Origin of the sequence: Klebsiella sp. 10 (assembly GCF_018223925.1) — a bacterium.
Taxonomy (GTDB): Bacteria; Pseudomonadota; Gammaproteobacteria; order Enterobacterales; family Enterobacteriaceae; genus Klebsiella; species Klebsiella pneumoniae.
The window spans coordinates 331,713-354,475 of sequence record NZ_JAGRRB010000012.1 but is presented as its reverse complement, the minus strand read 5'-3'; the positions used below and the strand labels follow the sequence as shown (position 1 = coordinate 354,475).

The window sequence follows — 22,763 nt, the reverse complement described above, 5'->3', positions numbered from 1 at the left end:
GTGGCCGGATTTGGCTTTCTGTACAGCGTCCATGCTCAGCGCACGAATAGCGTTAGCAAGCTCTTTACGTGAGGACATTTTGACTCCAGTTCGGACTGTTGAAGGCCATGCCCTTAACGACTTGACGAGAGCGCGTTTTGGGCTACGCCGGAAAAAAGTGTGAACAATGTAACCCAAGCGACAAGTCATGTACATGGAGCATCCTTTTGCCCTTTAAGAAATCTCTGGAACAGGTTGTGCTACGCCGGAATCCGCTCGCCCGCATCCTGCGATACTCTTTATAATTTACGCAGAATACGGTTCCCTGCCGTCGCCGTATTTTCGGATAAACAACCATAAGATTGTGGAAGATAAAAATGAAAATTCGCTCAACCGTACTTGCTCTTGGGATCGCAGCAACCCTCACCGGATGTCAGAACATGGACTCCAACGGTCTGCTCAGCTCAGGCGCCGAAGCCTTCCAGGCATACTCTCTCAGCGACGCGCAGGTGAAAACCTTAAGCGACCAGGCCTGTAAAGAGATGGACGCCAAAGCGAAAATCGCCCCGGCCAACAGTGAATACAGCCAGCGGCTGAACAAAATCGCGGCTGCGCTGGGCGATAACATCAATGGTCAGCCCGTGAACTACAAGGTCTATGAGACCAAGGATGTCAACGCCTTCGCCATGGCCAACGGCTGCATCCGCGTCTACAGCGGGCTGATGGATCTGATGAACGATAATGAAGTCGAGGCGGTGATCGGCCACGAAATGGGCCACGTCGCGCTGGGCCACGTGAAGAAAGGCATGCAGGTCGCCCTGGGTACCAACGCCGTGCGTGCGGCGGCGGCCTCCGCGGGCGGTATCGTCGGTAGCCTGTCGCAGTCTCAGTTGGGCGATCTGGGCGAAAAACTGGTGAACTCGCAGTTCTCCCAGCGTCAGGAATCGGAAGCGGATGATTACTCTTACGACCTGCTGCGTAAGCGCGGTATCAATCCGTCGGGACTGGCCACCAGCTTCGAGAAACTGGCCAAGCTGGAAGCCGGTCGTCAGAGTTCGATGTTTGACGATCACCCGGCCTCAGAAGCGCGCGCCCAGCATATTCGCGATCGCATGAAGGCCGACGGGATTAAATAATCATCAGCGGGAGGCATTATTGCCTCCCTTTTTTATATATCCGTTAAAATATTTAGCCGCATTAATTGATAATTTAAGCGCACAAACCGTTAATTATTATCACAGCGCATCACAGCCAATTATTTTATGCCCGGCGATTCAGAAATATATTATTTGGTAAATTAAAAAGGCCGCACACTATCTGGCTTCCAGAATCGTCTTTACCCGAATAATAAATAGTCCACCCCTTACTGCCTGGCGCACGGCTCATGCACCATACAACCTGTTTCCGGCTGCAATAACTGCTCACACAATGATTGCTTTCGACATTATTTCAGGAGAATATCTGGTCAGCAGTGATTCCCTTGAATATATCGACAGACAGAGAAGTGCCCTCAGTGAAAAAAGAATTACCATTAATCGCACTTGGCATTATTGCCGCCGCGCCGGCTTTCGCCAGCCAACAATCTACCAGTCAGGGCTTTATTGAAGACAGCCACCTGGATCTCTTTTTACGTAACGCTTATATCAAACGCGATTATCGCGATGGTTTGCCGGATAAAGCCGAATGGGGTCAGGGTATCATCGCTACCTTCGAGTCCGGCTTTACTCAAGGGCCGGTCGGCTTCGGCGTTGACGGCATTGCACAGTACGCCGTGCGCCTCGACGGCGGCCGCGGCCGCAGCGGCGCGGGCGGTATCGACTTTTTCGCCCAGGATGATGATGGCCGCGCAAAGTCCGATTTAGCAAAATTTGGCGCTACCGCTAAAATGCGCTTCTCGAATACCGTCCTCAGCTACGGTAGCCAGCGCCCGATGCTGCCTATCGTCTACGCCGATGACTCGCGGCTGCTGTACGAGAGCTATACCGGTACCATGCTGACCTCAAGAGAAATCGACGGTCTGGAAATTAACGCCGGTTATCTCACCGATCAGCAGCGCAAAAGCGACGACAGCCACAATAGCGGCCTGAAGAGCCTGACCTTTGGCGGCGCCAGCTATCAATTCAACGACCAGCTCAGCGGCGCGCTTTACGCTTCGCACGTCGAAGACGTGCTGAATAAGCAGTATCTCGGCCTGAACTACAAGAAGCCGTTCGCCACCGACCAGCAGCTGATTGTTGACTTCAACGGCTATAACTCGCGCTTAGATCAAGAATATGCCGACGCCAATGACACCGGGCGCAGCAACAGCATCTGGAGCCTGGCCGCCAGCTATATCTGGGATATTCACACTTTTAAGGTCGCTTACCAGCAAAGCAGCGGCAGCACCGGCTACCACTACGGCGGGTATCAGAATCAGGGCGGCGTTGGCGATGGCGGCAACACCATCTGGCTGGCTAACTCCTACTGGTCAGATTTTAACGGCGAGGATGAACGTTCCTGGCAGGCCTCCTATGGCCTGGATTTTGCCGGACTGGGCGTACCGGGCCTGAGCTGGACCACCGCCTACGTTCGCGGGGATAACATTAAAACCGCCGAGACCAGCAACGGTAAAGAACACGAATGGTTCAACCAGGTGCAGTACCAGGTGCAAAACGGCATGGCGAAAGATTTGAAATTGAGACTCCGCTATTCGGTGCTGCGCGTTTCCAGCAACGCCAGCGACTATAACGTCAGCGGGAATGAAGTGCGGTTCTACGTCGAATATCCGTTTAACGTGTTTTAACCATATAATGAACCCTCTCCAGTGAGCCGGCCCTCTCCCGGCGCGCAGGAGCAACCGTCCGGCGCCTTGATTAACCCCCTGTGCCGTGCGGTACCCTCTCCCCGGAAGGGAGAGGGTTGGGGTCACTGGGTTATCATTAATACAGCGTCTTCTGCGGCGGGCCGGCAAAGCGCAGCGCGCCAATCTGGCCCATCTTCACTTCCACCACCGATGGCCCCGGCATCGCCAGCGCTTCGGTCATCACCGCCTGGAAATCCTCAGCCCGATCCACGCTCCACGCCTGCAAACCCATCGCCTGCGCCAACAGGGTAAAGTCTGGCGTGTGCAGCTCGTTGTAATACTGGCGGCCGCCAAAATACTTATCCTGAATACCGCGCATTACGCCGTAGCCGCCGTCATTCATAATCAACAGCGTCACGTTGGCCTTCTCCTGCGCCAGGGTCGCCAGTTCGCCAAGGTTGAGGCTCAGGCCGCCGTCGCCGACCAGGCCGACCACTTTACGTTGCGGATTGGCAATCGCGGTACCCACCGCCATCGGTAGCCCCATACCGATGGCTCCGGCCAGAGAATGGATATTCATCAGCGGGCCGTGAGCGCGGAACAGACGGCTGCCCCACAGGCTGCCGGAAACGGTAATATCGCGCACCAGGATGCCGTCATCGGGCAGCGCCTGCGCAATCGCGTCATTCAATTTAGCGTAATCGCCGCACTGGTCGCGCAGCCCCTGCTCCGCCGCCTCTACCGCCTCTTTAAGCTGGCTATCCCAACGCGCATCGCCCCATATCCGGCCCTGCACCCGCGCTGCCAGCGCCGCTAATAGCGCCCGGCAATCCGCCACCAGGGTATTGTCCATCAAGTAGTTACGGCTGGCCGCCGCCGGGTCAATATCAATCTGCACCCGCGGCGTGGGCAGTTCCAGCGTCCACGAGCGCGTTTCGTTGCTGCGCAGCCGGGAACCGGCAACAAGTGTGAAATCACATTGTGAAATCAGCGCTTCAACCGAGGGAGAATTATGAAACGCGCGCAGGCTGGCGCGATGGCTGTCCGCCAGAATGCCGCGGCCGTGGGTACTGGAAATCACCGTCACCCCGGCATCCGCCAGCGTCTTCACCGCCTCGCCGCTCTCTAACGCGCCGCCGCCAAGCCACAGCAGCGGCTGCTTCGCCTGCTTAAGCTGCGCCCACAGCGCATCGACCAGCGACGCTTCCGGCTCAACCGCCGGAGCGCGTTTCAGCGGCGCGGTCAGCAGTGAAAGCGGAATTTTGGCGCTCTGAATGTCGATTGGGATCTCCACCGAGACCGGGCCGCACGGCGGCGTCTGCGCCTCCTGAATCGCCTTATGCAGGATAGCCACCGCCTGGTTGGCGTTGCTAATGCGGTAAGCGCGCTTCGAACTGGCTTTCAGGAAGGTCAACTGATCGCGGGTTTCATGAATGAAACCGGTGTCGGCGTCCAGCCAGGCTTTTTCGACCTGTCCGGTCAGGTGCAGCAGCGGCGTACCGGCGTTCATCGCCTCAACCAGCGCGCCGACCGCATTACCCGCACCCGCGCCGGTACTGGTCAGCGCCACGCCGAGCCCGGAAAAACGGCCGTGGGCGTCAGCCATGGTCACCGAGCCCGCTTCACCGCGCGCCGGAACAAAGCGGATTTTTTCCCGCTGGCCGACGGCATCGGCGATCGGCAGGTTATGGATAGAAATGACGCCATAAATGGCTTCAACGTGATACTGCTCCAGCGTTCTGGCGATGGCATCGCCGACGGTTATCATTTCGCTCATTGCTCACCCTTTCTCAGTCGCACCAGTGGTTGACGCTATTACCCGTCGCCAGATAAATGCTCTTTTGTTGCATCCAGGCTTTCAGCCCCTGGATCCCTTTTTCGCGGCCCAGACCGCTCTCTTTAAAGCCCCCAAACGGGGTCGAAATGGAGAAAACTTTGTAGGTGTTGATCCACACCGTACCGGCTTCCAGTTGTTCGCTCAGACGCAGCGCGCGGCCGGTATCACGCGTCCAGATCCCCGCCGCCAGTCCGAAGACCGAATCATTGGCCTCGCGGATCAGCGCTGCTTCATCGTGAAAACGCATCGCCACCAGAACCGGTCCGAAGATCTCTTCCTGGCAAACGCGGGCCTGATTGTTCAGCCCTTCAATGATGGTCGGCAGGAAATAGCTGCCTGCCGCCAGCGCCGGATCCGCCGGGATCTCGCCGCCGCATAGCACGCTGCCGCCTTCGCGTTTCGCCAGCTCGACGTACTCCAGCACGCTCTGCCGGTGTTTATCGTTGATCAGCGGCCCGACGTGGGTGCCAGCGCTGAACGGATGGCCAACCCGCAGCCCTTGGGTTAACTCCAGCAGGCGGGCCATTAATTGCGGATACACTTTGTCATGAACAAACAGCCGCGAGCCGGCAATGCAGGCCTGGCCGCCGGAGCTGAAAATGCCGTAGCAGATGCCCCGCGCCGCCTGTTCGATATCGGCATCTTCCAGCACGATGGTCGGCGATTTGCCGCCCAGCTCCAGTGACGCCGGGATCAGCTTTTCCGCCGCCACGTGCGCCAGGTGACGTCCGGTGGTGGTGCCGCCGGTAAAGGAAATTTTGCGCACCTTAGGATGGCGGGCCAGCGCATCGCCGATAATCGATCCTTTACCCGGCAGCACGCTCAGCAGTCCGGCGGGTAAACCGGCCTGCTCAAAGATCTTCGCCAGCTCCAGCGCCATGAGCGGCGTGGCTTCCGCCGGTTTGAGGATCACCGCATTTCCGGCGGCGATCGCCGGGGCCACCTTCTGCATTTCGCTGGCGATCGGCGAGTTCCATGGGGTGATCGCCGCCACCACGCCCAACGGCTCATAGCGGCTCAGAGTCAATAGATCCGCCTGCCGCGGCGTCGGCAGCTCGCCTTCCAGTAACTCGCAGGCGGCGGCAAAATAGCGTGCCGTCCCCGCCGCGCTCATCACCAGCCCTCGCGCTTCCGCCAGCGGTTTACCATTATCGCGGCTCTGCTTTTGGGTGAGCTCATCAAGCTGTGCTTCAATTAGATCGGCGACTTTATGCAGGATCTTCGCCCGCTGATGCGGCAGCATCGCCCGCCACGTTGGCTCCCGCCAGGCGCGGTCGGCACAGTCGATCGCCTCCTGTAAATCATCGAGGCTTGCCGCATGCAGCGCCGCGTTAATAGCGCCATCCGCCGGAAACTGGCTGTGCATCAAATTGCCGCCGCCGCGACGCCACTGACCGCCGATAAAAATGTCTAATTCGTCCATCTCAGCCTCTCTGCGTTATGCCAGTTCACGGCAGGCGCGTACCGCGCTCAGTGCCGCGAGGGTCGATGTTTTCGGATTGCTGGCGAGCGGCAGGCCGCTCAGCTCCAGGTGAAACTCGCCGAACAATCCTTCGGCGTGTAGCGTATGGGTGTTGCGTTGCGTCGCCGGATCGACCATCAGCTGTACTCGGGTCGCGTCAAGGCCGATACCGCCCAGCGCGATGGTTGCCGCCACGTTGGCATTTGCCGGGAATAGCCGCGCCGCCTCGCGGGCGCTGCCTTCGAAGAAAATTTGCGCTTCATTGACCGCGCTGAGGTCGATAAGCTGTTCGGCATAGCTGCCGCGCCAGCTGGCCGGGCTTTTACGCGACTGATAGGTCACTCGTTCAAGCCCCCCCTCTTTGGCCGCCGCCAGGCCGTCAATCCCGGCTACTGCGCCAGCCAGCAGCGTCAACTTGCCGCCCGCCTGACGTAAACGCTGTTCCAGTTCGCTGTCCGCCAACGCACCGGTCGAGATCACCGCCAGATGCCAGCCGCGCGCCAGTACCGCTTCGCCGTATTGCGCGACCGCCTGCTGACTGGCGCATTCCAGCACCAGATCCGGCGTCCCACCGCATTGCAGCGGATCGGTAAGCGGCGTCACCGCTTGACCAAACTGCAGGCAGATCGCTGCGTGATGCGATTTGCGCGCCACGATCCACTCCACCCTCACCTGCGGCGGCAGGCGTTCAATCACCGCCTGGGCCATCGCGCCATAGCCAATTAACATGACCTTTTTCATCATCTTTCCTTACAGATGGCGACAGAAACCGCCGGAAACGTCCAGCGCCGCGCCGGTGGTAAAGGAGGCCAGCGGCGAAGCGAGGAATAGCAGCGCTTGCGCTGGCTCCTGCGGCTTACCGAGACGCGCCATCGGGATCCCCCGCTTACGGGCGATATCGGCGGTCCACTGCTGCCAACTCTGGCTCTTATCGCTTCGGCTCTCAAAACGGCGCTGCCACTGCCCGGACTCCACCATCCCCAGCAGAATGGAATTCACACGAATACCTTTATCCACCAGCTCTTTCGACAGAGTCAGCGTCATATTGAGCAGCGCGGCGCGGGCGGCAGAGGTGGCGATCATGTGCTCTTCCGGCTGTAACGCCAGCAGCGAGTTCACACAGGTAATCGAGGCGATATCCGACGCCTCTAGCAGGGACTGAAAGGCCTTTACCGGGTTAATCACGCCGAACAGTTTCAGTTCGGCTTCGTGCAGCCAGGCCTCACGTGGCGTATCGGCGAAGTGGGCGACATAGCCCTGGCCGGCGTTATTAATCAGCATATCGACGCCGCCGAAACGCGCGGCGACCGCGGCGGCGAACGCCGCAACTTCAGCTTCGTTCAGTACGTCACAGCGCCAGGAGAACACCTCACCTTCTGGATATTCGTTTTGCAACTCCGCATGGGCGCTAGCCAGCCGATCCGGGTTGCGGCCACAAAAGGCGACTTTCGCCCCTTCGCCCAGCAGCAGGCGCAGCGTTTCAAAGCCAATTCCTGACGAACCGCCGGTGACTACCGCGACGCGTCCTTCAATTTGTGCATTCATCGCGCACCTCTTCCCCTATGCGTAAAAGCTGTTGATTAAAAAAGATTTCGTTATCGAGATAGCTGGCATGTCCAGCCTGAGGGATGGCGATGTAAGGGGCGCCGTAACGCAGCGCCACTCCCTGCACTAACTCCGGTTGGGTAATGGCATCCTGCTCGCCACACCACACGGAGAGACGACCGTGATAGTCGGCGAGCCAACGGTGAATGTCGTCATGGGCCAGCATCCAGGCCGCGGCGAGATAACCGTCGCGGCGTAGCCTGCGCATCCCCGCCGCCACCGTCGCCACATCGGCTTCGCGCGCGCCAGGGCGCAGCAGTTTTGCCGCTCGCCCCTGGGCCATCGCCTCGCCGCCCAGCGCTATCTGCTGTTGACGCCCCTGCCAGACTTTTTCCCGCTGTGCGGCTTCCGCCTGGCCGTAGCCCTGCGCGACGTCGGCGAGCACCAGGTAAAGCACCCTCTGCGGGTATTTCGCGGCGAAGGCGGCCGCCACCAGCGCGCCCAGCGAATGGCCGACCAGTATGGTTTGCTCTACTCCAGCGCGGTCCAGCATTCGCGCCAGCGCGTCGGCGTAATCGCCGGCATCCGCCGGCGTCGCCGCCAGCATCGGGCTTTCGCCATAACCGGGCATATCCCAGGCCAGCACGCGGTAGCCGGGCAGCGCCATCTGTTTATGCCAGGAGGCCGCGCCGGAACTGATGCCGTGCAGCAGCGTCAGCGGAATACCGCTTCCTTGTTCACGAAACCCCGTCATCATCGCCCCTTAGTTACGTTTTACTTTTGCCAGCGGATGATCTTCCGGGTAGGTCGGAATATGCGGCTTATGGGTGCCGAGCATCACGCACATTAGCGCCTCTTCTTCGCCGTGGTTAAACAAACCGCGGTAAATTCCAGGCGGCACCGAGATCAGATCGCGTTCGCGCAGCACGGTTTCGGTATAGTTGTCGCCGTCCTGAATCATCAGAGTGATCTGCCCTTTGAGCATGAAGAACACCTCTTCTACGTCATCATGCAGGTGCAGCGGGCCTTCACATTTGGACGGCAACACCATGGTGGAAAAGGTGAAGTGCTCGGCCGGAACGGTGTTGGTATCACTGGCGACGCCGGTGGCGCCGGTGCCGATGTAGCGCATCTGCGCGCGGCGATATTTCGGATCGAAATCGGCCTGGAATTTCAGCGCATTCCAGTCGTATTTACGGCCTTCAAAGCGCGCGATACGCGACTCCACCCACTCTTCCATCGTCATATGGTCAGGTTTCAAACTCTGTTTTGCAGTTACGGTTGAATCAGTCATCGTTTTATCCTCAGTAACGTCTCAGCAGCGGCAGTAACAGGGCGCAGCCCACCGCCGCCATCACCGCCAGAAAAATCAGCCCGGAATCCATGCTATGGGTGAAGGCGATAAGCGCGCCCATCACCGCCGGCGATAGCGCCCCGGCAAAGTTTCCCAGCCCGTTGAAAATTCCACCCGCCGTGGCGCTGACCCGTGGATGGGTCGCTTTAGCCAGCAGCGCGAAAATGTTTGGCGCGCCGGTGCCCCACATAAAGGTGCTAAAGCTCATCGCCGCGATTACCGGCAGCGGCGTGGTGAAATGCATCACTGCCGCCAGGCCAATACCCGCGCCTGCCAGGGAAATAAAGCAGGCGGCGGCGCGCCTATCGACGCGGTCGGACAGCCAGGCGCCGATAATTTCGCCTAGCAACATGGCGATAAATGGCATCGACGACAGCCAGCCGGCGTGTTCCAGATGAATGCCTTTGCCTTTAATCAGGTAGCCCGGCAGCCAGCCGTTGATCCCCCACAGATAGGCGAGAAAGGCGATGTTGAAGATGCAGATCATCCAAAAATGCGGACTCACAAAGAGCTCGAGACGCGCGCTGCGGCGCGCTTCCTGCGAGGTTTTATCGCTGCTCGCTCTCGCCTCCAGTTGTACGCCGCGCAGCCCGATGCGTACAAAAATCAGCACCGGTATCGTCAGCATCGCCATCACGAAAAATGTGCTCTGCCAGCCGAAGGTATTGAGTAGCCAAATTGACAGCGGGAAACCCAGCGCCGCGCCAACCGGCGTGCCGAGCAGCCACAGCATGGTGGCGCGGGCCTGTAGCCGCTGCGGGAAGGTGTGGCGCACCACGGCGAACGCCAACGGAAACAGCGGCCCTTCAGCAATGCCCAACAGGATGCGCAGCGTCACCATCAGCGCGTAGTTGTGGGTGAAGCCCATGATCACCATCAGGATGCACCACACCACCATCATTCCAGTCAGCAGACGCAGCGGCGCAATCCGGTCGCCAAGGCCGCTTAATAACACTGACGAGAAGCCGTAACTCAGCAAAAAGGCACTCATCAGAATGCCCAACCGGGTGGTGTCGAAATCGATGCCCATCGCCTGCTGGAAGTGACTATCGGAAAACAGCGCGGCGATACTGATTTTGTCGAAAAAAGCCAGCAGCACGCAGGCCAGCAGCGACAGCGGAATGGCCCAACGAACTGCTTTTTCAGGCGTGCGGACGCCCTCGCCGCTCGCCTCTGCAGGCGCGGCGTTGGTCTCTAATGTGGTCATTTCTCCCCCTTAAGGGTTCGCGTTTCTTATCGCAATGACATCAGCGAGAAAGTCGGGTCAGCGAGCGGGACGTTAGAGAGATCCCTTCCCGCCGCCATCCAGCGCTTCGCCAGCTTCACGATACGTGCATTATTGAAGGCCACCAGCTGAGTTAAGCGTCCATCGGCATTCAGGGAGAAGTAGATCGCGCCCTGCGGCTCGTCACGCACAATGGTCCGGCTGCCCGCTTGCGGGATCCCGAGGATCTGGACATTGCGATCGTATTGATCTGACCACAGCCACGGCGCCTCGTCGTAGCCGCTGGCCTGTGGATCGAGCATCGCTTTCGCTGTCGCGATGGCCTGATTTTGCGCAAAGGCCCACGACTGAATGCACAGACCGTACTGATGGTGCTGGGCGACATCGCCAGCGGCGAAAATCGCCGGATCGTTACTGCGCCCCTGGGCATTAACGACAATCCCGCGATCGACAGTGAGCCCGGCATCGCGCGCCAGTTCGAGATTCAGATCGACGCCGATCCCCACCACTACCGCATCGAAGGTTTCCCGCTGGCCGTCGCAGTGCAGCGTCGGCAAGCCGTTATCATCTTCCAGCTCCAGCGCGCCGCAGCCGCGGCGAATATCAACGCCCTGCCCGCGATGCAACTCATCCAGCGCCTGCGAGACCTCCATACTGACCGAGCGCATGCACAGCGCCGGCTGCTGTTCATAAAGGGTCACGGCTACGCCGCTTTTGCGCGCCGAGGCGGCGATTTCGAGGCCAATCCAGCCGCCGCCGACGATCGCCAGCCGCGTTGCCGATGCCAACCGCTGCTTCAGACGCTGCGCGTCCTGCCAGTGGCGCAGGGTATATACCTGAGGATGCTGCCCCCAGGCCTCGGACGGCAGCCGCGCGCGGCCGCCGGTGGCGATCAGCAGTAGGTCGTACGCCAGCGTTTCGCCGTTGCTCAGCGCCAGGGTTTTATTTTGCCGGTCGATCGATTTCGCGCGCAGCGGGCGGTACCAGCGCAAATCCAGTGCCTGCTGCACCTCGGCGCTGAATAACCGCGGCAGCGCCGGTTCGGCCTCCAGCAATGCCGCTTTCGACAGCGGCGGACGTTCGTAAAAATCCCATTGCTCTTCGGCAACCACGCAAATCTCGCCGCTAAACCCTTCATCACGCAGCGTTTTCGCTGCCCAGCCGCCAGCCTGGCCGCCGCCGATAATGACTATCCGCGCCGTCATACCGCCTCCGGTTTTTTCTGCTGGCGACGGGTATCGTGATCGATACCGCCTTCCACCGCCCATTCGGTAAAGGACACGAGTGAATGCTCAAGCTCGCGCGGCTGCCAGTTTTCCGTCAGATAATCATCGTTGGTGTAGTACTCAAAAGCGCCGCCGGTCGGGCTGTTGACATACCAGAAGTAGGCCGAGGAGACCGGATGGCGGCCGGGACCGATAAACGTGCTCCACGCGTTTTTATTCATCGCAATGCCGCCGCCGATCACTTCATGAATATCCCGTACGGTAAACGCGACGTGGTTTAGCCCGCGCTTGCGGTTGGGCAACTGCAATAAGAAGAGGTTATGGTGTCCGCCGCGCACGCCGCAGCGCAGGAACACCGCGCGATTGATATAGCGGTCTGACACCTGAAAGCCGAGTACTTCGCGATAGAAACTTTCCACCGCCGCCAGCTCTTCAACAAAGAATACGACGTGGCCGATGTTAATGGGCTGCGCGCGGTCGTATACCGGGCTCGGAGTGTCGATGCGACGCACATCGCCCCACTGGTTAATCGGCTCGACGTTCAGTTCCACCGCCGTTTGCTGGCTAACCTGCACCCGCAGCGTCATACCGTTGGGATCGCGGCATTCCAGCGCACCGTCGATTTCACGGAAACCGGGCTGGCGTTCCAGCTTCGGGCGCAGCGCATCCAGCGTCGCCCGATCCGCCACGCCCCAGGTCATGCGACGCAGAGTGTTGCCCGCCTCAAAGGCTGGCGGGAGATCGGCGGCATCGGTCGGGTTAAGTTCGACCCGCGCGCCGCTGAGGGTGGTAAACACGCGGCCGCTGGCGTCGCCGGTCAGGCCAAAATCGCGCATAAATTTGGCGCTGTGGTTCAGGTCGTCTACGCCAAATTCCAGCTTTTCAATTCCGGTAATACTCATTATTCGTCGCCTCTTTACCGTTCAGTCGCCCGAATTTGGGCGTAAAACATGCCCGACGCAATCAAGCGCCTGCCTTAAGTTGTTGATTTAACTTGCTTGTGACAAATATCCGAGAAAGCCGGAAATTTTGTCCGCCGCCATACTGACTTCGTTCTGCAACCGCTCGCGATCGCTTTGCGGGATCTCGTCCGACGGCACCAGAATGCTGACGACCGCCGCCACCCGGCCGCTGCGGTTAAAGACCGGATAGACAATCGATGAGATGCCGTGGCGGTAGAACGATTCGCCAATCACGTAGCCGCGGGCTTTATCCTGCTGCACCATCTGCCACAGCGCTTCGCGGTCGTACAGCTGGCCCGGCGCATTGCCCGGCAGCCGTTCATCCGGGAACAATTGTTCAAACTCGCTGCGGGAAACATCGGTCAGCAGCATGCGGCCAAGCGAGGTGCAGTGCACCGGTAGCCGCGTTCCGACGCTGACCTGGTTGATACGCGAACCGGCGGCGCTGACGCGGGCGATGTAGATAATGTCGCGGCCGTCGCGGATCGCCAGATGGCTGCTGCACTGGCTGATATCGCGCAGTTGCTCGATGACCGGCTGACCCACCTGAGCGACATCCAGTGAGGCGATATATTCAAAGCCCAGACGCAGTACGTTCATGCCCAGCGAAAAGGTATTGGTGCGGGCGTTGCGCTCGAGAAAGCCCATATATTCCAGCGTCTGCACCACGCGATAGGCGGTCGCTTTCGGCATATCCACCAGCCGATGCAGCTCGGCAAAAGTCAGATCGCGATGCTGTTCGCCAAACGCCAGCAGCAGTTGTAAACCGCGCTCCAGACCCGGTACCAGGTACTTCACTTCCTGATCGTTCGCCATACCGCCTCACTTGTTAGTTAAAGACAAAACCGCCGTTGACCGGGATCAGTTGGCCGGTGATAAAGCGCGAAAGATCGCTCAGCAGCCAGACCACGCTGCCGGTGACATCTTCCGGCTGCTGCGCGCCGCTGAGCGCGCGGCCGTTCTCATACAGCTGATGACGCTCGGCGGGAACGTATTCCGTGGCCTCAACGCGGGTCAGTCCCGGCGCGATGGCGTTGATACGGATCCGCTTTTCACCCAGCTCGCGGGCCATGGAGCGGGTCATCGCAATCACCGCGCCCTTACTGGCGACATAGGCCATCAGCCGCGGCGCGCCCCACAGCGCGGTATCCGAAGCGACGTTGACGATCGCCGCCCCTTCGCGCAGCAGCGGTACCGCCGCGCGGGTCACCAACCAGGTGCCTTTAACGTTGACCGTCATTACCCGATCCCACAGATCCGGATCGTAATCGATCATATTTTTTCCGCCGACGCCGGTGGCCATCGCTGCGTTATTGACTAAGCCATCGATAGACCCCTGCGCGCCGATGGCGCTGAAGACCTGCTCGATCGATGCTTGACTGGCAAGATCGATGGCGTGAGATTCGACCTGATAGCCCTTCTGCTGCAGGCGATGAGCGCTTTCCGCCAGCTCTCCCTGCAGGATGTCGCACATCACCACCGTCGCGCCCTGAGCGGCGCAGGCTTCGGCAAAGTGGTACCCGAGACCGCGCGCCGCACCGGTGACGACAATACGTTTACCGTTTAGCAGGCCGTTCATCAGGCGGCACCCTGCTGCGCTTCGCGGAGCGCTAACTGCTCTTTCGCCGCTTTCTGCATCATGCGGCGCAGGCGGGACAGACCGACGTCATGTTGATAAAGGTATTCATGATCGCGGGCGTTCGGCGCCAGGCTTTCCAGCACCACGCGATCCTGCTCCAGTACTTCCCAGTGCAGTTTTTCCAGACGGTTGCGGTACATAAAGCGCCACAGATCGCGCTGCCAGCCCTGAACGCCGCGGATGCGCCAGAAGAAGACGCGACAGTTATCGTTATCTTCCGGAACCACCATGCCGACGATCCAGAAATGGCCGCCCGGCCCGAAACGCTTTTTGTACGGAATAGACAGACGCATCCAGTAGGCGCCGCTGTTGCCCAGTTCAACCCAGTCAAAGTTAACGCCGCTCTGCCCTTTTTTCTCGAAGATAAAGCCGGTTTTCGTCGGCTGCAGGACCATATCGGCTTTGCGATCGCCTTCTGCCATCGAGTGCGATGATGAGTGCAAATAGGTGCCATGCATCGGGTCCATCACGTTTTCCAGCGCGTACTGGTAGTTGCATTTCCACGCCGCGGTGCACAGGAAGTTACTGTATTTTTCGCTATCGGCTAGTTCCTCAGGGAAGCTCAATTCATCAGGCTGCTGATCGGCGGTGACGCCAAACCACAGGAAGATTGCCCCGTGCGCTTCGTGCACGCTGTAGCTGCGCACGCACTGCTGGCCGACCAGCGGGCAGCGATCCACCGCCGGAACGTCTTTCACTTCGCCGTTGCCGGCGACTTCCACGCCGTGATACCAGCAGGCGATACGATCGCCTAAGTTCCAGCCCATCGACAGGCGTGCGCCGCGATGCGGGCAGCGGTCTTCCAGGGCCTGCACCTGGCCATCTTTATTCCGCCAGACCACGATCTGCTCGCCGAGACGGGTAATGCCTACCGGCGCAGACTGCACTTCCCAGCTCGCCAGCACCGGATACCACAGGCCGCGCAGTCCTTTATCAAGATAGTTTTGTACCGTTGTCGTCATCGCTGTGTCCTCAGTAGCCGTTAACCTGTAAAAATGCCTGGAAGCTGCTTTCGCTCCACGGTTCGCCCTGTTGGTCATGCATCCTGACGCCATTGAGGCCGTTCACCAGTTCACCGAGACTTTCCGCGCCCTGCTCGAACAACGTTTCCAGGGTGGCGATAAGCTGCAGTTCCCAGTTTTCCGGTACCCGGCTGCGGGTTTGCCAAATCAGATTGTGATAGTCGCCAGGCTTATGGATATTGCCGTTTCCGCCTTCCGCCGGTGGCGTAAACTGGCGGCTTTCCGGTAGCGCCGGGTTGAAGTCCAGGGATTCGCTCATGCCACGTTCTCCTCGATAAAGGTAATCTGGATCTGATTGTCGTATACCCGCACCGGGTAACGATTAAGGTTGCGACCGCCGGGTCCATGCAGGCACTGGCCGGTTTTCACGTCGAATACCGCCTCATGCAGCGGGCATTCCACCTTGCCATCTTCGACAAAGCCCTGGCTCAGGAGCGCATAGGCATGAGGGCAAACGTCTTCCAGCGCGTAATATTCGCCATCAATCAGATAAATACCGATTTCCTTACCGTCGATATTGCCGCTATATGGGAAATCTTCCTGTACTTGCTCCGCGTCACATACGCCTATCCAGCTCATCGTAATCCTCCAGGCTTTTGTTTCATATATGAAACTCTGTTTCTTATTTAATACGGTCAATATAAAAGCGGTGAATGTTTCGTCAAGCATTAATGTGACGAATTTGTTAATGAGTGGCTTTTAAATTAGCTAAGTGTGCAATTGATCACGAAAAACTGCATTCAGATGAAATGATGATATTTAAAGCGGTGATCCATTATAAATAAAAATGCCGATTTAAATTTCACATACGACTATTGACTTCTTTTCAAATCGATCATTAAAAATGGGCAACAGCGGAAACCATGGTGTTTCACCCATGAAACAGCTATTTATTTAATCATTTAAAAACAATGAGTTTCATAGGTGAACCATTTTACTCATGTAACTATTTCTGGCGTTAAAAAATAATAACTGGCAATCATTAAATTAATCGTGGAGCCCACTCATGGCGGCAAGATGGCAAGGGGTAATAGCATTACTTTTGTTAATAATTATTTCCTACGTCGATCGGGTAAATATCTCGGTGATGATCCTTAACCCGGAATTCGCTGCCCATTTTCAGTTAAATGAAAACAGAATGTTACAAGGTATGCTAATGACATGCTTTCTTCTGGGTTATGGTTTTTCGGCATTATTATTAACCCCAGTTATAGAAAGTAGATGGCATTATCGTCAGGGACTCTTAAGCAGCATTGCTATATGGGCGCTGGTGTGCGCCATTTCCCCGCTACTCGGCTCACTGCTGGGAATGCTGATCGCGCGCATCGTTCTTGGCGTGGCGGAGGGGCCGCTGTTCTCTCTGAAAACGCGCTTTATCAACGACAACTTCGCCGCTGATGAAATAGGCAAGCCGAATGCGCTGACCGCCCTTGGCGTATCGTTGGGGCTGGCGGTAGGCTTCCCGCTGGTCACCTGGCTGATGGCGCACGTTGGCTGGATCGGTTCCTTCTATGCGCTGGCGCTGATGAATCTCCTGCTCGGCGGAGGGTTAATTTGGCGGTTTCTCCCCGCGCCAAAAGTGACTGCACAGCGCGCGAAGCCTGGCTTTAGCCAAACTTTTGCCCTCGCCTGGCGTACGCCGCTGCTAGGCTGGATCCTGCTGGTAGAAATCGCCACGCTCAGCTATCTGTGGGGGAGTAGCGCCTGGTTGCCCGCCTGGCTGCGCGACGAGCACCACTTCTCGCTACAGGCTACCGGCCTGCTGGCGGCAGCCCCCTTTCTGTTAAGCCTGGGCTCAAAGTTTCTTGGCGGCGTGCTCCTCGACAAAATGCGCCCGGAGCAGGCGCCGCTGTTGTTTATTATTGGCGGTCTACTCACCGCCGGTTCCGTGCTGGCGCTAATCCTCAGCCAACAGCCAGCGATGCTGGCGCTGTTTATGCTGGCGGCGAACGTGTTCTGGGGATTACAGGGGGCGGCGATCCCTGCGGTGGTTCAGCATCACGCCCCGCGCGAAGCGGTAGGCAGCGCTTATGGGATCATTAACGGCATTGGCAACATCTGCGCGGCGTTTATTCCGCTGCTGATGGGAGTGGTGATGAAATCAGTGGGATCGGTAAGTTCAGGTTTTTCCGTACTGGTGGCATCGCAGCTGATTACGCTGTGCGCCGGCGGCGCACTGCTGCTGCGTATGCGTCGCGCAGCAGCAGTAAACGCGTCTATACCCTAAATAAGTTGCAGGACAAAACGGCTAGTCGTTTTGAACAGCGCTTGCGCTGGCCCCGTAAGGACGAGGCCCAGGGATGGGCCGATTTATTGCCCACGCCTATGCAACTTGAAGTATGACGGGAACAGATTTATTCGCCCTTCTTCGCCGCCTGGATGTACAGCATCTCCAGCGCCAGGGTCGCCGCCGCCAGAGCGGTAATTTCGGACTGATCGTAGGCCGGGGCGACTTCCACCACGTCCATCCCGACGATGTTCAGGTCCTTCAGGCCGCGCACCAGCTTGATCGCGCGGTCGGAGGTCAGCCCACCGATAACCGGGGTACCGGTGCCTGGCGCAAACGCCGGATCCAGACAGTCGATATCAAAGGTCAGGTACACCGGCATGTCGCCGACGATCTGCTTCACCTGGGCAATCACGTCATCAACGCTGCGGTCGTTAACCTGGCCGGCATCCAGTACCGTAAAGCCATTGTCTTTGTCGAACTCGGTGCGGATCCCGATCTGTACGGAGTGGTTCGGATCGATAAGCCCTTCGTTCGGCGCGGTATAGAACATGGTGCCGTGGTCGAACTCGCAGCCGTTGGCGTAGGTATCGGTGTGAGCATCGAAGTGCACCAGCGCCATTTTACCAAAGTGCTTGGCATGGGCGCGCAGCAGCGGCAGGGTAACGAAGTGGTCGCCGCCAAAGGAGAGCATACGTTTGCCGGCCGCCAGCAGCTTCTCGGCGTGAGCCTGCAGCTTCTCGCTCATTTCGCGCGCGTCGCCGAAGGCGTACACCAGATCCCCGCAGTCCACCACGTTCAGGCGCTCGCGCATATCGAAGTTCCACGGGAAACGGTTGTGCTCCCAGGCAAGGTTAGTGGAAACCTGACGGATCGCCGCCGGGCCATGACGGCCGCCCGCGCGCCCGGAGGTCGCCATATCGAACGGCACGCCGGTGATGACCCAGTCCGCATCGCTTTCATACGGCATAAAGTTCATTGGCAAACGCAGAAAGCCAAAGGCATTGGATACCAGGGAGTTATCGTATTGATGACCTAAAGTGCTCATGGATATGACCTCTTTTGACAGTCGTGGAACGTAAAAAATAAGTATAAAAAAACCCCTCCGCGTCGTTAGGCCCGACGAGGAAGGGTTTGATAGATAAATCGCTTATTGGCGTGAATTATCGCCGGTAATGCATACGGGTTCAAGTGAGTATCGCATGCTGCCGGATGACGGCTTCGCCTTATCCGGCCGACATACGCAGGCCCGGTCAGCGCAGCGCCACCGGGCATCAGCGGCTACTCGTCTTCCAGATAAGTATAGCCGTACAGTCCCGCCTCGAACTCCTCGAGGAACTGCTGCTGCAGCGCATCGTCCAGACCGGTATTTTTCACCTGATCGCGGAACTGGGTCAGCAGCGTGTTCGGATCCAGCTGCACATACTGCAGCATATCCGCTACGGTATCGCCCTCGTCGGACAGCTCAACCTCAACGCTGCCGTCAGGGAAGACGAACACGTCCACCGCCTCGGTATCGCCGAACAGGTTGTGCATGTTGCCGAGGATCTCCTGATAGGCGCCAACCATGAAGAAGCCCAGCATCGGCGGGTTCTCCGGGTCGTATTCCGGCATCGGCATGGTGGTGGCGATCCCGTCGCCGTCCACGTAGTGATCGATGGCGCCATCGGAATCGCAGGTGATGTCCAGCAGCACCGCGCGGCGCTCCGGCGACTTGTTCAGCCCTTCCAGCGGCATCACCGGGAACAGCTGATCGATCCCCCAGGCATCCGGCATCGACTGGAACAACGAGAAGTTGACGTAGATTTTATCCGCCATTCGCTCCTGCAGCTCATCGATGATGGGACGATGGGCGCGGTTGCTCGGGTCGAGTTGCTTCTGCACCTCATGGCACATGTTCAGATACAGCTGTTCCGCCCACGCGCGCTCCTGCAGGTTGAAGGTGCCTGAGGAGTAGCCGATGTGGATATCGTGCAGGTCCATCTGGCTGTCGTGCAGCCATTCGCGCAGCGAGCGGCGGTTGCCGGTCTCGTGCATCTCCAGCCAGGTTTCCCACATGCTCTGCAGCGGACGCGCAGCGTCTTCCGCCGGCGGGGTCGCCTCGGTGTATTCGTTACGCTCAACGCCGATGATGTTGGAAACCAGCACGGTATGGTGCGCGGTCACCGCGCGGCCGGACTCGGTGATCACCGTCGGGTGCGGCAGGCCATTCTCTTCGCAGGCATCGCCGATCGCCCAGATGATATTGTTGGCGTATTCGTTCAGACCGTAGTTCACCGAGCAATCGGACTGCGAGCGGGTGCCTTCATAGTCCACGCCCAGGCCGCCGCCGACGTCGAAGCACTGAATATTGACACCCAGCTTATGTAGTTCGACGTAGAAACGCGCCGATTCACGCACGCCGGTGGCGATATCGCGAATGTTAGCCATCTGCGAACCGAGGTGGAAGTGCAGCAGTTGCAGGCTCTCAAGATGGCCTGCCTCGCGCAGAATTTCGACCAGTTGCAGCACCTGGGTCGCTGCGAGGCCGAACTTGGACTTCTCGCCGCCGGAGGACTGCCATTTACCGGAGCCCTGCGAGGCCAGACGCGCACGTACGCCGAGGCGCGGCACCACGTTCAGGCGCTCGGCCTCTTCCAGTACGATAGCGATCTCGGACATCTTCTCAATGACCAGATAGACCTTGTGGCCCATCTTCTCGCCCACCAGCGCCAGACGGATATATTCGCGGTCTTTATAACCATTACAGACGATGACGCTGCGGGTCATCCCGGCGTGCGCCAGCACGGCCATCAGTTCCGCTTTCGAACCGGCTTCCAGGCCCAGCGGCTCGCCGGAATGGATCAGCGATTCAATCACGCGACGGTGCTGGTTAACCTTGATCGGGTAGACGAGGAAGTAATCGCCGTTATAGCCATACGATTCACGCGCGCGTTTGAAGGCGGCGTTGATCGAGCGCAGGCGGTGCTGCAGGATCTGCGGGAAGCAGAACAGCGCCGGCAAGCGCTGCCCTTGCGCTTCACGCGCTTTGACTAATTCCGCGAGGTCAACGCGCGCTTCCGGGACGTCCGGATCCGGGCAAACGCTGATGTGGCCCAGTTCGTTGACGTCATAATAGTTATTGCCCCACCAGGCAATATTATAAGTACGCAGCATCTTGCTGGCTTCCTGGGAGCTCATCGCTACCTCCTGCATGGAACGTAGTACACCGTGTTCGCCTGCTGACGAAGGCGAAACCATAGACATGTCGTCAGACATAGCGAACCTCAATTTTTAATAATAAGTGTAAGACAGTTAACTACTATCGCAGTCCAAAGATGCGATAACAACCCATGAACAGTCCTAAAGCCCAGCACTATCTGCTGGTTTTGCGACTGCGCGACCGGTTTCTTATTCATATCATCGTAAAACACGTAGCCGAACAGAGTATGACAGTCCGGAGAAACCACGAGAAAACTCTTGCCAGGCAAGAGCGCCCTTGTTCAGTTTTCTGACGGCCGACCGGCCCTGGAATCCTGAGAAGCGCCGAGATGGGGTGAACATCGGCTGGTTTGCATGAGAGAGATGCAGGTTGCGGAGTGCTGACGCGCGACAGAACGACGCGACGAATCAAACGAAAAACATTGGTTCATTATCTGGTATCACCTCCACACCGCCCTGCGACAGGGTCGGCGACAAGCCAAAGCTATACATACCGGGCAACAGGCGCTACGCCGCTGCGAGATTCTGTAAATACAGACTGCTTAACCCGGCTGGAAGTGGCACCACAGGGCCATGCCCCGTGCGCTTTTTTAATGAGCCGCGCGCGGCGTTTTATACCGAGAAGCGGGGTAAAAAGCAAAATAAAAATGTGCCTGTTTGCGCGGTTGTCAGGAAATTTTGCCAGGCGGGTTTTCCCATAAATGCGACCGCCATCAAAAAAGGCTGGAAATGGGCTCAAGATTTGACCTAAAATGGCCGTCCAGAAGTTAATCCGTCTATACTGATTAACACTCAGACTGCTCGTGTCGCTACCTGCGCGGCTTTGCGCTGATTATCCACCAAAGCCACATTACACAACAGTATGAGCTATCCGAATCGTCCACAGGTGAAATAAAATATGGCAAAACACCTTTTTACGTCTGAGTCCGTATCAGAAGGGCATCCTGACAAAATTGCTGACCAAATCTCCGATGCCGTGCTGGATGCGATCCTCGAGCAGGATCCAAAAGCGCGTGTCGCATGTGAAACCTATGTCAAAACCGGCATGGTGCTGGTAGGCGGCGAAATCACCACCAGCGCATGGGTTGATATCGAAGAGATCACCCGCAACACCGTCCGCGAAATTGGCTACGTGCATTCCGATATGGGCTTTGACGCCAACTCGTGCGCCGTACTGAGCGCCATTGGTAAACAGTCTCCGGACATTAACCAGGGCGTTGACCGTGCCGATCCGCTGGAACAGGGCGCCGGCGACCAGGGGCTGATGTTTGGCTACGCCACTAACGAAACCGACGTGCTGATGCCGGCGCCGGTGACTTACGCTCACCGTCTGGTGCAACGTCAGGCTGAAGTGCGTAAAAACGGCACCCTGCCGTGGCTGCGCCCGGATGCGAAAAGCCAGGTGACCTTCCAGTATGACGACGGCAAAATCGTCGGCATCGACGCGGTCGTTCTGTCGACTCAGCACGCGGAAGATATCGATCAGAAATCCCTGCAGGAAGCAGTGATGGAAGAGATCATCAAGCCGATTCTGCCGACCGAATGGCTCAACGCGTCCACCAAATTCTTCATCAACCCGACCGGCCGTTTCGTTATTGGCGGCCCGATGGGCGACTGCGGTCTGACCGGTCGTAAGATCATCGTTGATACCTACGGCGGCATGGCTCGCCACGGCGGCGGCGCGTTCTCCGGTAAAGATCCATCTAAAGTTGACCGTTCCGCAGCCTACGCGGCGCGCTATGTGGCGAAGAACATCGTTGCCGCAGGCCTGGCCGATCGTTGCGAAATTCAGGTTTCCTACGCTATCGGCGTTGCAGAACCAACGTCCATCATGGTGGAAACCTTTGGCACCGAGAAAGTGCCTTCTGAACAGCTGACCCTGCTGGTGCGCGAGTTCTTCGACCTGCGTCCATACGGCCTGATTCAGATGCTGGATCTGCTGCACCCGATCTACAAAGAAACCGCAGCCTACGGTCACTTTGGTCGCGAACATTTCCCATGGGAAAAAACCGACAAAGCGGCGCTGCTGCGGGAAGCGGCCGGTCTGAAATAATATCCGCGCTTCCTCTCTTCAAGGCCAGCCTCGCGCTGGCCTTTTTATTTACGCCCCCCTTTTCTGCGCCCCCATTTCAACGCGCGGCCGCCACAAAATGAAAGCGATTACATAGTAAAGACTGTCACCTTCTGCCCAAAGACGCTATCTCCTGTACCCATTTTTCACAATGTTACATATTGTTTCGGTCAACTCTGATTACCGTTTTTCAAAATGTCGTCTATCCTTGTTTATATTGCTGATTTAAAA

General features: G+C 58.1%; 22 protein-coding genes. 4 read left to right on the top strand and 18 right to left on the bottom strand.

Annotated features, from left to right (window positions below; translation table 11 throughout):
* Positions 1 to 78: hypothetical protein (locus KHQ26_RS26300; RefSeq protein WP_227507534.1), on the bottom strand; the 78-nt coding region annotated here is incomplete at its 3' end.
* 278 nt (positions 79 to 356) lie between these two features.
* On the opposite strand from KHQ26_RS26300, the gene KHQ26_RS15315 reads away from it, so the two are divergent.
* A complete protein-coding gene (locus KHQ26_RS15315; protein WP_004151780.1) occupies positions 357 to 1,115 on the top strand; it encodes a M48 family metallopeptidase in 759 nt (252 codons plus the stop codon).
* Positions 1,116 to 1,492: 377 nt separating this feature from the next.
* Complete coding sequence (locus KHQ26_RS15310; protein WP_009484122.1) at positions 1,493 to 2,761, top strand: OprD family outer membrane porin; 1,269 nt, start codon at positions 1,493 to 1,495, stop codon at positions 2,759 to 2,761.
* A 136-nt stretch (positions 2,762 to 2,897) separates the two neighbouring features.
* On the opposite strand, the gene KHQ26_RS15305 is transcribed toward KHQ26_RS15310, so the two are convergent.
* From KHQ26_RS15305 to KHQ26_RS15240, 14 genes are all read right to left on the bottom strand, one after another.
* On the bottom strand, positions 2,898 to 4,538 hold the full coding sequence (locus tag KHQ26_RS15305) for a thiamine pyrophosphate-binding protein (protein WP_004149794.1): 1,641 nt from the start codon (positions 4,536 to 4,538) through the stop codon (positions 2,898 to 2,900).
* A gap of 13 nt (positions 4,539 to 4,551) precedes the next feature.
* Positions 4,552 to 6,021 carry an aldehyde dehydrogenase gene (locus tag KHQ26_RS15300; RefSeq protein ID WP_004151779.1) on the bottom strand — a complete coding sequence of 490 codons (1,470 nt, stop codon included), beginning with the start codon at positions 6,019 to 6,021 and terminating at the stop codon, positions 4,552 to 4,554.
* 15 nt (positions 6,022 to 6,036) lie between these two features.
* Entirely contained in the window at positions 6,037 to 6,801 is a 765-nt protein-coding gene (locus tag KHQ26_RS15295) for an aspartate dehydrogenase (protein WP_020803835.1), read from the bottom strand.
* Between the two features lie 9 nt (positions 6,802 to 6,810).
* Positions 6,811 to 7,605, bottom strand: coding sequence for an SDR family oxidoreductase (locus KHQ26_RS15290; RefSeq protein ID WP_020803842.1), 795 nt, complete (start codon positions 7,603 to 7,605; stop codon positions 6,811 to 6,813).
* Positions 7,589 to 8,359, bottom strand: a complete 771-nt coding sequence (locus KHQ26_RS15285) for an alpha/beta fold hydrolase (RefSeq protein WP_020803838.1) — start codon at positions 8,357 to 8,359, stop codon at positions 7,589 to 7,591. Before KHQ26_RS15285 ends, KHQ26_RS15290 begins: the two co-directional genes overlap by 17 nt.
* A gap of 9 nt (positions 8,360 to 8,368) precedes the next feature.
* Complete coding sequence (locus tag KHQ26_RS15280) at positions 8,369 to 8,899, bottom strand: cupin domain-containing protein (protein WP_004174433.1); 531 nt, start codon at positions 8,897 to 8,899, stop codon at positions 8,369 to 8,371.
* 10 nt (positions 8,900 to 8,909) lie between these two features.
* The gene (locus tag KHQ26_RS15275; protein ID WP_004149797.1) at positions 8,910 to 10,166 is read right to left on the bottom strand and encodes an MFS transporter; all 1,257 of its coding nucleotides are present in this window, start codon (positions 10,164 to 10,166) and stop codon (positions 8,910 to 8,912) included.
* Positions 10,167 to 10,192: 26 nt separating this feature from the next.
* Positions 10,193 to 11,389: an NAD(P)/FAD-dependent oxidoreductase gene (locus KHQ26_RS15270; protein ID WP_004151774.1), complete on the bottom strand. Its 1,197-nt coding sequence runs from the start codon at positions 11,387 to 11,389 to the stop codon at positions 10,193 to 10,195.
* Complete coding sequence (locus tag KHQ26_RS15265) at positions 11,386 to 12,312, bottom strand: VOC family protein (RefSeq protein WP_023301297.1); 927 nt, start codon at positions 12,310 to 12,312, stop codon at positions 11,386 to 11,388. Before KHQ26_RS15265 ends, KHQ26_RS15270 begins: the two co-directional genes overlap by 4 nt.
* 87 nt (positions 12,313 to 12,399) lie before the next feature.
* Positions 12,400 to 13,188 (bottom strand): IclR family transcriptional regulator, encoded by a 789-nt coding sequence (locus KHQ26_RS15260; RefSeq protein ID WP_004144761.1) that lies wholly within the window; start codon positions 13,186 to 13,188, stop codon positions 12,400 to 12,402.
* 13 nt (positions 13,189 to 13,201) lie between these two features.
* Positions 13,202 to 13,951 carry an SDR family oxidoreductase gene (locus tag KHQ26_RS15255; protein WP_015958969.1) on the bottom strand — a complete coding sequence of 250 codons (750 nt, stop codon included), beginning with the start codon at positions 13,949 to 13,951 and terminating at the stop codon, positions 13,202 to 13,204.
* Positions 13,951 to 14,973 carry an aromatic ring-hydroxylating oxygenase subunit alpha gene (locus KHQ26_RS15250; protein WP_004151770.1) on the bottom strand — a complete coding sequence of 341 codons (1,023 nt, stop codon included), beginning with the start codon at positions 14,971 to 14,973 and terminating at the stop codon, positions 13,951 to 13,953. The genes KHQ26_RS15255 and KHQ26_RS15250 overlap by 1 nt, the downstream gene beginning before the upstream one ends.
* Positions 14,974 to 14,983: 10 nt before the next feature.
* Positions 14,984 to 15,292, bottom strand: a complete 309-nt coding sequence (locus KHQ26_RS15245) for a recombinase-like helix-turn-helix domain-containing protein (RefSeq protein ID WP_004144765.1) — start codon at positions 15,290 to 15,292, stop codon at positions 14,984 to 14,986.
* Positions 15,289 to 15,612, bottom strand: coding sequence for a Rieske (2Fe-2S) protein (locus KHQ26_RS15240; protein WP_004151769.1), 324 nt, complete (start codon positions 15,610 to 15,612; stop codon positions 15,289 to 15,291). The genes KHQ26_RS15245 and KHQ26_RS15240 overlap by 4 nt, the downstream gene beginning before the upstream one ends.
* 427 nt (positions 15,613 to 16,039) lie before the next feature.
* On the opposite strand from KHQ26_RS15240, the gene KHQ26_RS15235 reads away from it, so the two are divergent.
* Positions 16,040 to 17,260, top strand: coding sequence for an MFS transporter (locus tag KHQ26_RS15235; protein ID WP_020803840.1), 1,221 nt, complete (start codon positions 16,040 to 16,042; stop codon positions 17,258 to 17,260).
* A 127-nt stretch (positions 17,261 to 17,387) separates the two neighbouring features.
* On the opposite strand, the gene speB is transcribed toward KHQ26_RS15235, so the two are convergent.
* The 3 genes from speB to yqgB all read right to left on the bottom strand — a co-directional run bounded on the left by speB (position 17,388) and on the right by yqgB (position 20,658).
* Positions 17,388 to 18,308, bottom strand: coding sequence for an agmatinase (speB, locus tag KHQ26_RS15230; RefSeq protein WP_002916572.1), 921 nt, complete (start codon positions 18,306 to 18,308; stop codon positions 17,388 to 17,390).
* 233 nt (positions 18,309 to 18,541) lie between these two features.
* The gene (gene speA, locus KHQ26_RS15225) at positions 18,542 to 20,518 is read right to left on the bottom strand and encodes a biosynthetic arginine decarboxylase (RefSeq protein WP_004149805.1); all 1,977 of its coding nucleotides are present in this window, start codon (positions 20,516 to 20,518) and stop codon (positions 18,542 to 18,544) included.
* An 8-nt stretch (positions 20,519 to 20,526) separates the two neighbouring features.
* Positions 20,527 to 20,658: an acid stress response protein YqgB gene (yqgB, locus tag KHQ26_RS15220; protein ID WP_002916578.1), complete on the bottom strand. Its 132-nt coding sequence runs from the start codon at positions 20,656 to 20,658 to the stop codon at positions 20,527 to 20,529.
* Between the two features lie 701 nt (positions 20,659 to 21,359).
* Between yqgB and metK the strand changes: the two genes are divergently transcribed.
* The gene (metK, locus tag KHQ26_RS15210; RefSeq protein ID WP_004149807.1) at positions 21,360 to 22,514 is read left to right on the top strand and encodes a methionine adenosyltransferase; all 1,155 of its coding nucleotides are present in this window, start codon (positions 21,360 to 21,362) and stop codon (positions 22,512 to 22,514) included.
* Positions 22,515 to 22,763 lie beyond the last annotated feature (249 nt).

What these genes read in the sequence shown, in the direction of transcription:
- speA (WP_004149805.1), bottom strand. Translation starts at nt 20,518, where the DNA reads ATGTCTGACGACATGTCTATGGTTTCGCCTTCGTCAGCAGGCGAACAC.
- KHQ26_RS15245 (WP_004144765.1), bottom strand. Translation starts at nt 15,292, where the DNA reads ATGAGCGAATCCCTGGACTTCAACCCGGCGCTACCGGAAAGCCGCCAG.
- KHQ26_RS15290 (WP_020803842.1), bottom strand. Translation starts at nt 7,605, where the DNA reads ATGAATGCACAAATTGAAGGACGCGTCGCGGTAGTCACCGGCGGTTCG.
- KHQ26_RS15270 (WP_004151774.1), bottom strand. Translation starts at nt 11,389, where the DNA reads ATGACGGCGCGGATAGTCATTATCGGCGGCGGCCAGGCTGGCGGCTGG.
- KHQ26_RS15280 (WP_004174433.1), bottom strand. Translation starts at nt 8,899, where the DNA reads ATGACTGATTCAACCGTAACTGCAAAACAGAGTTTGAAACCTGACCAT.
- KHQ26_RS15260 (WP_004144761.1), bottom strand. Translation starts at nt 13,188, where the DNA reads ATGGCGAACGATCAGGAAGTGAAGTACCTGGTACCGGGTCTGGAGCGC.
- yqgB (WP_002916578.1), bottom strand. Translation starts at nt 20,658, where the DNA reads ATGAATAAGAAACCGGTCGCGCAGTCGCAAAACCAGCAGATAGTGCTG.
- metK (WP_004149807.1), top strand. Translation starts at nt 21,360, where the DNA reads ATGGCAAAACACCTTTTTACGTCTGAGTCCGTATCAGAAGGGCATCCT.
- KHQ26_RS15285 (WP_020803838.1), bottom strand. Translation starts at nt 8,359, where the DNA reads ATGACGGGGTTTCGTGAACAAGGAAGCGGTATTCCGCTGACGCTGCTG.
- KHQ26_RS15250 (WP_004151770.1), bottom strand. Translation starts at nt 14,973, where the DNA reads ATGACGACAACGGTACAAAACTATCTTGATAAAGGACTGCGCGGCCTG.
- KHQ26_RS15305 (WP_004149794.1), bottom strand. Translation starts at nt 4,538, where the DNA reads ATGAGCGAAATGATAACCGTCGGCGATGCCATCGCCAGAACGCTGGAG.
- KHQ26_RS15300 (WP_004151779.1), bottom strand. Translation starts at nt 6,021, where the DNA reads ATGGACGAATTAGACATTTTTATCGGCGGTCAGTGGCGTCGCGGCGGC.
- KHQ26_RS15255 (WP_015958969.1), bottom strand. Translation starts at nt 13,951, where the DNA reads ATGAACGGCCTGCTAAACGGTAAACGTATTGTCGTCACCGGTGCGGCG.
- KHQ26_RS15295 (WP_020803835.1), bottom strand. Translation starts at nt 6,801, where the DNA reads ATGAAAAAGGTCATGTTAATTGGCTATGGCGCGATGGCCCAGGCGGTG.
- speB (WP_002916572.1), bottom strand. Translation starts at nt 18,308, where the DNA reads ATGAGCACTTTAGGTCATCAATACGATAACTCCCTGGTATCCAATGCC.
- KHQ26_RS15235 (WP_020803840.1), top strand. Translation starts at nt 16,040, where the DNA reads ATGGCGGCAAGATGGCAAGGGGTAATAGCATTACTTTTGTTAATAATT.
- KHQ26_RS15275 (WP_004149797.1), bottom strand. Translation starts at nt 10,166, where the DNA reads ATGACCACATTAGAGACCAACGCCGCGCCTGCAGAGGCGAGCGGCGAG.
- KHQ26_RS15315 (WP_004151780.1), top strand. Translation starts at nt 357, where the DNA reads ATGAAAATTCGCTCAACCGTACTTGCTCTTGGGATCGCAGCAACCCTC.
- KHQ26_RS15240 (WP_004151769.1), bottom strand. Translation starts at nt 15,612, where the DNA reads ATGAGCTGGATAGGCGTATGTGACGCGGAGCAAGTACAGGAAGATTTC.
- KHQ26_RS15265 (WP_023301297.1), bottom strand. Translation starts at nt 12,312, where the DNA reads ATGAGTATTACCGGAATTGAAAAGCTGGAATTTGGCGTAGACGACCTG.